We start from the raw sequence: 6,475 nt of genomic DNA, 5'->3' as shown, positions 1-6,475 counted from the left end.
TGCTCTGCCGAGATGGCCTCCGGCTGAGGCGGGTGCGGGAATCGAACCCGCGTACAGGGCTTTGCAGGCCCTTGCCTAAGCCACTCGGCCAACCCGCCTGGTCTTCCAACCAAACGCGACGGGCGCACTCTGCCGCAAAGGCGAAGGGCGCCCACCGAGCGGACGACGGGATTCGAACCCGCGACCCTCACCTTGGCAAGGTGATGCGCTACCAGCTGCGCTACGTCCGCGCGCGAGCACGCCAGGGCGTGCTTCGTGCGTCGTCGACTCTACATGTGCCGCAGCCGTGACAGCATCGCGAGCGTGAACCGGGGCACCTCCGACCACCGCTGGCCGAGCGCCGCGGAGTGGCTCGCGGCCGGTCCCGGCGCCCGACCCGTGGACCTCGCCGTCATCGGGATCCCCACTTTCGCCACGTCCGTACCGAACACCGGAGCGCACGCAACGCCCGCCGCGGTACGCCGGGCGCTGGACCAGCTGACGACCTGGTCGCCCTCGCGCGGTGTCGATCTCTCGCAGCTGGTCGCGCCGTGGGACCGCGGGGACGTCGACGACCCCGACGTCCGGGTCGAGGGGGAGTGGCGGGTCCGTACCGCCGTCGAGACCGCCGCGGCCAAGGCGCGGCTGCTGGTCGTGATCGGCGGTGACAACTCGCTGACCTACCCGGCGATGGCGGGTGTGTTCGGGGACGATCTCGGCCGTGCCGGGCTGGTCACGGTGGACGCTCATCACGACCTTCGCGAGGCGCGCAGCAACGGGGCGCCGGTCCGCGAGCTCATCGCGGCCGGGTTGCCGGGGGAGCGCATCGTGCAGGTCGGGATCGCCGACTGGGCGAACAGCCGCTCCTACGCGACGGAGGCGCACGCCCGCGGCGTGACGGTGATCGGGCGAGGTGAGGTCGCCGAGCGAGGGATCGCCGAGTGCATGCGGGAAGCCCTGGACGTCGCGGCGGCCGGCGATGCCGGCGCCTACGTCGACCTCGACCTCAACGCCTGTGACCGGGCGGTCGCGCCCGCGTGCCCGGCAAGCCTGCCCGGCGGGCTGAGCGCGCGCGAGATGCTGACCGCGGCCTTCCTTGCCGGCGCTGATCCGCGGGTGCGCGCCGCCGACATCACCGAGGTCGACGCGACACAGGACGCCGACGACGAACGGACGGTCCGCCTGGCCGCGATGTGCCTGCTCGAGATCGCGGCGGGCCTGGCGACCCGGAGCGACCGATGACGCTGTGGGTGAACGGCGTAGTCGTCGACCCGGCGGCGCCGGTGGTGCGCGCCGACGACCACGGCGTGACCGTCGGGGACGGGGTCTTCGAGACGATGAAGGTGACCGGTGGGCAGCCGTTCGCCCTCACCCGGCATCTGCGACGGCTGGAGTCCTCAGCCGCCGGGCTCGGCTTGCCGGTCGACCTCGACCTGATCCGCGACGGCGTTGCGGCGGTGGTGGCGGCGCAGCCGCTCGGCTCGGCGCGGCTGCGGGTCACCGTCACGGCCGGCCCCGCGCCGTACGGCAGTGACCGCGGCGACAGCCCGGTGACGGTCATCGTCGCCACCGCGCCGTTGGCCGAGTGGCCGCCGACCGCCGATGTGGTGACCGTGCCGTGGACCCGCAACGAGCGGGCCGCGACGGCCGGACTGAAGACGACGTCGTACGCCGACAACGTGGTCGCCCTCGACTACGCCCATCAGCGCGGCGGCGCGGAGGCGATCTTCGCCAACACGCGAGGCGAGCTGTGCGAGGGGACCGGCAGCAACGTGTTCCTCGGGATCGACGGGCAGCTCGTGACGCCTCCGCTGTCCAGCGGCTGCCTGGCCGGCATCACGCGAGAGCTCCTGGTCGAATGGCTGGGTGACGTCGCGGAGCGTGCGGTGCCGCTCGAGGCGCTCGCCGCCGCCGACGAAGCGTTCCTGACGTCGAGCACACGCGACGTGCAGCCGATCCGGGCCGTCGACGGGCGGGTGCTCGCCGCGGCGCCCGGGCCGCTCACCGCACGGGCGCGTGAGGTGTTCGCCCAGCGCAGCACCGAACCGGACCCGTGACCGGCCGGGCTACTCGGGCCGGCTACTCGTAGCCGAGCAGCGAGGCGAGCTCGGCGCCGACGTCGACGAAGTTGCTCTCGCAACCGGTCGGCACGAGGGCGTAGGTCTTGGTGAGGAACTGGACGAGCTCGGCCAGCGGCGCCTCGAACAGGGCGGTGCCGGACGGGCTCGACAGCGACAGCCGGACCTGTTGGACGCCCGCGTCCCCGGTGGACGGCCACACCTGGACGTCCCCGTCACCGACCGGATGGGTCACCCCGTCGGTCAGCAAAGAGCGCGCGAAGGTCCACTCGACGACGTCGTCGGTGCCGGTGTGGAAGCCGATGCGCACGGCGTACGGGTCGCGCGGGAGGTAGCTGAGCTCGGCGTGAACCGCGCGATCGGGTCCGTCGGCGACGACCAGTCGCAACTCCATCTCGGCGGTGACCGAGTCGTGGCGGGAACCCATCTCTACGACCCTCCGGCGGCTCAGGCTGATGATGGCATGTTCCCGGAGTCGGTGCGAGGTAACCGTTTGTCGGCCACTCCGTGCGACATCGGTTGCGCCGCTGCGCGCTAACCTGTGCCGGCCGGGCGATTAGCTCAGTTGGTTAGAGCGCTCGCCTCACACGCGAGAGGTCACTGGTTCGAGTCCAGTATCGCCCACCACCTCCTCCCACCCGGCCGCGTTCACGCCGCCTTCATCGCTGCATCGCACGTCGGATCAGTTCGGCGCGATCAGGCAGTCCGCGTCGCTCGGCGACCGCCAGTTGCAGCGCCAGGGCAGGCACGGGAATCGTCAATCCGCGCCAGACGACGTGCTCCAGGTGATCGCCCGCCGCCGGTTCCTGCTCGTGGGGCGGGTCGGCGCCGCTCGGGTGCGCGTCTGACAACCACTCGATGAGGACGCCGTGCCATGCCCGGCCGCCGCGGTCGGCGACCCAGCCGGTCAGCTCCGTGACCGGCTCGACCAGGAGATCGGCGAGGAGGCGTCCGGCGAGGGACGCATCGCTGACGTGCAGATCGAGGTCGCCGGGCGTGACGTCGACGCCGCGTACGGCGAGGGCTCCGCTGCCGTAGAGCCACCACCGCAGCCCGCTGTCCTGGACGCGGCCGACCCACTCGACCAGTCCGGCCTGCCAGTCGATCGCGACCTCGCGCAGGCTCTGCTGGATCATCAGCTCGACTCGTGAGGTGAAGCGACCGAAGATCTCCGCCACGTCGGCACTGCGGTCGAGTCTCCTGGTGAACGTGCCCGGTGCCGAGCTCGGCCACCACCCCATCTTCGGCAGTCGCTCCTGGTAGCGGGCGACATCGGTACGGACGACGAACTCGACCTGCGTGCCGACGTCGCGCAGCTCGGTCTCGATCATCGTCGCTCCAATATGCGGTGAACTGACGAACGCCTCCAAGTACCCTCGCGCTCGTGCCTGAGATCACCGTGACCGTCAACGGATCGAGCGTTGTCACGGAGTCCGGTACGACGGCCGGCGCGCTGTTCCGCAGCGCCGAGCTCGACGCGGTCGTCGCCCGTGACGGCAGCGGCGCCTTGCGCGACCTGTCGTGGAAGCCGCAAGACGGCGACGTCCTCGACCCCGTGCCGATGGACTCACCCGACGGCTTGGCGGTGCTCCGGCACTCGAGCGCCCACGTGCTCGCGCAAGCCGTGCAGGAGCTGTTCCCGTCGGCGCGGCTGGGCATCGGCCCGCCGATCACCAACGGCTACTACTACGACTTCGACGTCGACACCCCGTTCACTCCGGACGACCTCGAGCGTCTGGAAAAGCAGATGCGCAAGATCATCAAGGAGAGCCAGACCTTCACCCGCCGAGTCGTCACCGACGCCGAGGCGCGTTCCGAGCTCGCGGACGAGCCGTACAAGCTCGAGCTGATCGGCCTCAAAGGCTCCGCCGAGGAGGCTGCCGAAGGCGCCTCGATGGAGGTCGGCGCGGGCGAGCTCACGATCTACGACAACCTGCGCCGCGACGGCTCGGTGGCGTGGAAGGACCTCTGCCGCGGCCCCCACTTGCCGAGCACGAGGCTGATCCCGACGGTCAAGCTGATGCGGACCGCCGCGGCGTACTGGCGCGGGGACGAGAAGAACCAGCAGCTGCAGCGCGTCTATGGCACCGCCTGGGCCACGCAGGAGGACCTCGACCGGCATCTCGAGCTGCTCGAGGAGGCGGAGCGTCGCGACCACCGGCGCCTGGGTGCCGAGCTCGACCTGTTCTCCTTCCCTGACGAGATCGGCTCGGGCCTCGCGGTCTTCCATCCCAAGGGCGGCGTGATCCGCATGGCGATGGAGGAGTACTCCCGCCAGCGACACATCGAGGCCGGGTACGAGTTCGTGAACACCCCCCACATCACCAAGGGCAAGCTCTACGAGGTCAGCGGGCACCTCGACTGGTACGCCGAGGGCATGTTCCCGGCGATGGAGCTCGACAACGGCGAGTACTACCTCAAGCCGATGAACTGCCCGATGCACAACCTGATCTTCGGCGCGCGGGGCCGCTCCTACCGTGAGCTGCCGCTGCGGCTGTTCGAGTTCGGCACGGTCTACCGGTACGAGAAGTCCGGCGTCGTACACGGCTTGACCCGGGCACGCGGCTTCACCCAGGACGATGCGCACATCTACTGCACCCGCGAGCAGATGCGCGACGAGCTCACTTCGCTGCTTCAGTTCGTGCTCGGGCTGCTCGCGGACTACGGCCTGAACGACTTCTACCTGGAGCTGTCGACGAAGGACCCCGACAAGTACGTCGGCAGCGACGAGGACTGGGAGGTCGCGACCGAGACGCTGCGTTCGGTCGCGGAGGCCTCCGGCCTCGAGCTCGTCCCTGATCCGGGCGGCGCGGCGTTCTACGGCCCGAAGATCTCGGTACAGGCGCGTGACGCGATCGGCCGCAGCTGGCAGATGTCGACGATCCAGCTCGACTTCGCGCTTCCGGAGCGCTTCGGCCTGGAGTACCAGGGCGACGACGGCCAGCGCCACCGGCCGGTGATGATCCATCGGGCGTTGTTCGGCTCGATCGAGCGGTTCTTCGCCGTACTCCTCGAGCACTACGCGGGCGCCTTCCCCGCGTGGCTTGCGCCGATGCAGGTCGTCGGCATCCCGATCCGCAGCGAGAACGCCGCCTACCTCGACGGCGTCGTGGCGAAGCTGCGCGCTTCGGGCATCCGCGCGGAGGTCGACGCCAGCGACGACCGGATGCAGAAGAAGATCCTCAAGGCGCAGCAGGAGAAGGTGCCGTTCATGTTCGTCGCCGGCGAGCGTGACGAGGTGGCGGACGCGGTCTCGATCCGTTATCGCAACGGCATCGAACGACGCGGAGTTCCGGTCGATGCGGCGATCGCGGAGGTGGTCCGCAACGTTGCGGAGCGCCAGATCGCCGCCGACGCGCTCAACCCCGAACCCGCCACGGAATGAGCACGCCGGATCTCGAGCACCAGGCCGGCGTCGGCGTACCCGACGAGTGGCAGCGCATCTGGATGCCGGAGCGGCTCGCCTACATCCAGGGTGCCGGCAAGTCCGACGAGTGCCCGTTCTGCGCCATCCCGGCGATGTCCGACGAGGACGGGCTGATCGTTCACCGCGCGACGTTGGCGTACGTCGTGCTGAACCTCTACCCGTACAACGCGGGGCACCTGATGGTCGTGCCGTTCCGCCACGTCGCGGGCTATCCGGACCTCACCGACCCGGAGGCGGCTGAGGTAGCCACACTCACCCAGTCCGCGATGCGGGTCATCCGGGAGGTCAGCGGCGCACAGGGCTTCAACATCGGCATGAACCAGGGCGTCGTCGCGGGCGCCGGCATCGCCGAGCACCTCCACCAGCACGTCGTACCGCGGTGGGGTGGCGACACGAACTTCATGCCGGTCGTCGCCCGGACCAAAGTGCTGCCGCAACTGCTGCGCGACACCCGCCGGCTCCTCGCCGAGGCCTGGCCCGCTTTCTCGAAGTAGCACACAACGCGCCTCGGACCAACGCCGCTTTGCGGTATTTCGCCCGATTCCGGCGCGACTTCGTGTGCTACTTCGGGCGTGGGGCTGGGGTGATGGCCGCGGAAGTCAGATGTCGATGATCTTGTGGTGCCGGTCGTGGCCGGTGACCTGGTTGTTGCGGGCACCGGCGGAGAAGGCGAGTACGGCGACCGCCGACACGCCGAGCTCGATCAGGATCCGCCCGATCCAGTGGCCGTGCCGCCCGAGCGCGCCCACCGCGATGAGGCCTCCGATGATCGAGCCGGCCCAGCCGGCCACGATCGTGGCGATCACCCCGATGTTCTGCCGGCCCGGGATGATCAGCCGCGCGAGGCCACCGAGGACGATGCCGGACACCGCGATGCTGACCATCGTCCACACCAGGAAGCCGACCAGCGGGAGGACGACGAACAGCGCCAGCAGGATCAGGAAGATCGCGAGGATCGGCATGATCCGAGCCTACGTCCGCTGCTTCGGCC

Annotated in this window: 7 protein-coding genes and 3 tRNA genes; 5 read left to right on the top strand and 5 right to left on the bottom strand. The window is 70.0% G+C overall.

Annotated elements, in window-relative coordinates:
* Positions 1-26: 26 nt before the first annotated feature.
* Both VG899_06575 and VG899_06570 read right to left on the bottom strand, forming a co-directional pair.
* A tRNA-Cys gene (locus tag VG899_06575) sits at positions 27-98 on the bottom strand.
* 59 nt (positions 99-157) lie between these two features.
* Positions 158-230: transfer RNA gene (locus tag VG899_06570), tRNA-Gly, on the bottom strand.
* Positions 231-303: 73 nt separating this feature from the next.
* Here VG899_06570 and VG899_06565 point away from each other — a divergent pair.
* Together VG899_06565 and VG899_06560 are read left to right on the top strand one after the other, a co-directional pair.
* The gene (locus VG899_06565) at positions 304-1,221 is read left to right on the top strand and encodes an arginase family protein (GenBank protein ID HWA66018.1); all 918 of its coding nucleotides are present in this window, start codon (positions 304-306) and stop codon (positions 1,219-1,221) included.
* Positions 1,218-2,036: an aminotransferase class IV gene (locus VG899_06560; protein HWA66017.1), complete on the top strand. Its 819-nt coding sequence runs from the start codon at positions 1,218-1,220 to the stop codon at positions 2,034-2,036. Before VG899_06565 ends, VG899_06560 begins: the two co-directional genes overlap by 4 nt.
* Positions 2,037-2,058: 22 nt before the next feature.
* Here the strand turns inward: VG899_06560 and VG899_06555 are convergent, their stop codons facing one another.
* Entirely contained in the window at positions 2,059-2,484 is a 426-nt protein-coding gene (locus tag VG899_06555; GenBank protein HWA66016.1) for an SsgA family sporulation/cell division regulator, read from the bottom strand.
* 123 nt (positions 2,485-2,607) lie between these two features.
* Here VG899_06555 and VG899_06550 point away from each other — a divergent pair.
* Positions 2,608-2,684, top strand: a tRNA-Val gene (locus VG899_06550).
* Between the two features lie 32 nt (positions 2,685-2,716).
* Here the strand turns inward: VG899_06550 and VG899_06545 are convergent.
* On the bottom strand, positions 2,717-3,388 hold the full coding sequence (locus VG899_06545; protein HWA66015.1) for a hypothetical protein: 672 nt from the start codon (positions 3,386-3,388) through the stop codon (positions 2,717-2,719).
* Between the two features lie 122 nt (positions 3,389-3,510).
* Here VG899_06545 and thrS point away from each other — a divergent pair, with 122 nt between their 5' ends.
* A complete protein-coding gene (thrS, locus tag VG899_06540) occupies positions 3,511-5,442 on the top strand; it encodes a threonine--tRNA ligase (GenBank protein HWA66014.1) in 1,932 nt (643 codons plus the stop codon).
* On the top strand, positions 5,439-5,978 hold the full coding sequence (locus VG899_06535) for an HIT domain-containing protein (protein HWA66013.1): 540 nt from the start codon (positions 5,439-5,441) through the stop codon (positions 5,976-5,978). Before thrS ends, VG899_06535 begins: the two co-directional genes overlap by 4 nt.
* A 105-nt stretch (positions 5,979-6,083) precedes the next feature.
* On the opposite strand, the gene VG899_06530 is transcribed toward VG899_06535, so the two are convergent.
* Positions 6,084-6,446, bottom strand: a complete 363-nt coding sequence (locus VG899_06530; GenBank protein ID HWA66012.1) for a hypothetical protein — start codon at positions 6,444-6,446, stop codon at positions 6,084-6,086.
* Positions 6,447-6,475 lie beyond the last annotated feature (29 nt).

The organism is Mycobacteriales bacterium (genome assembly GCA_035550055.1).
Classification (GTDB): Bacteria; Actinomycetota; Actinomycetes; order JAFAQI01; family JAFAQI01; genus DASZTV01.
Note: the sequence above shows the minus strand (reverse complement) of the source record. Positions and strands in the feature narration are given on the sequence as shown.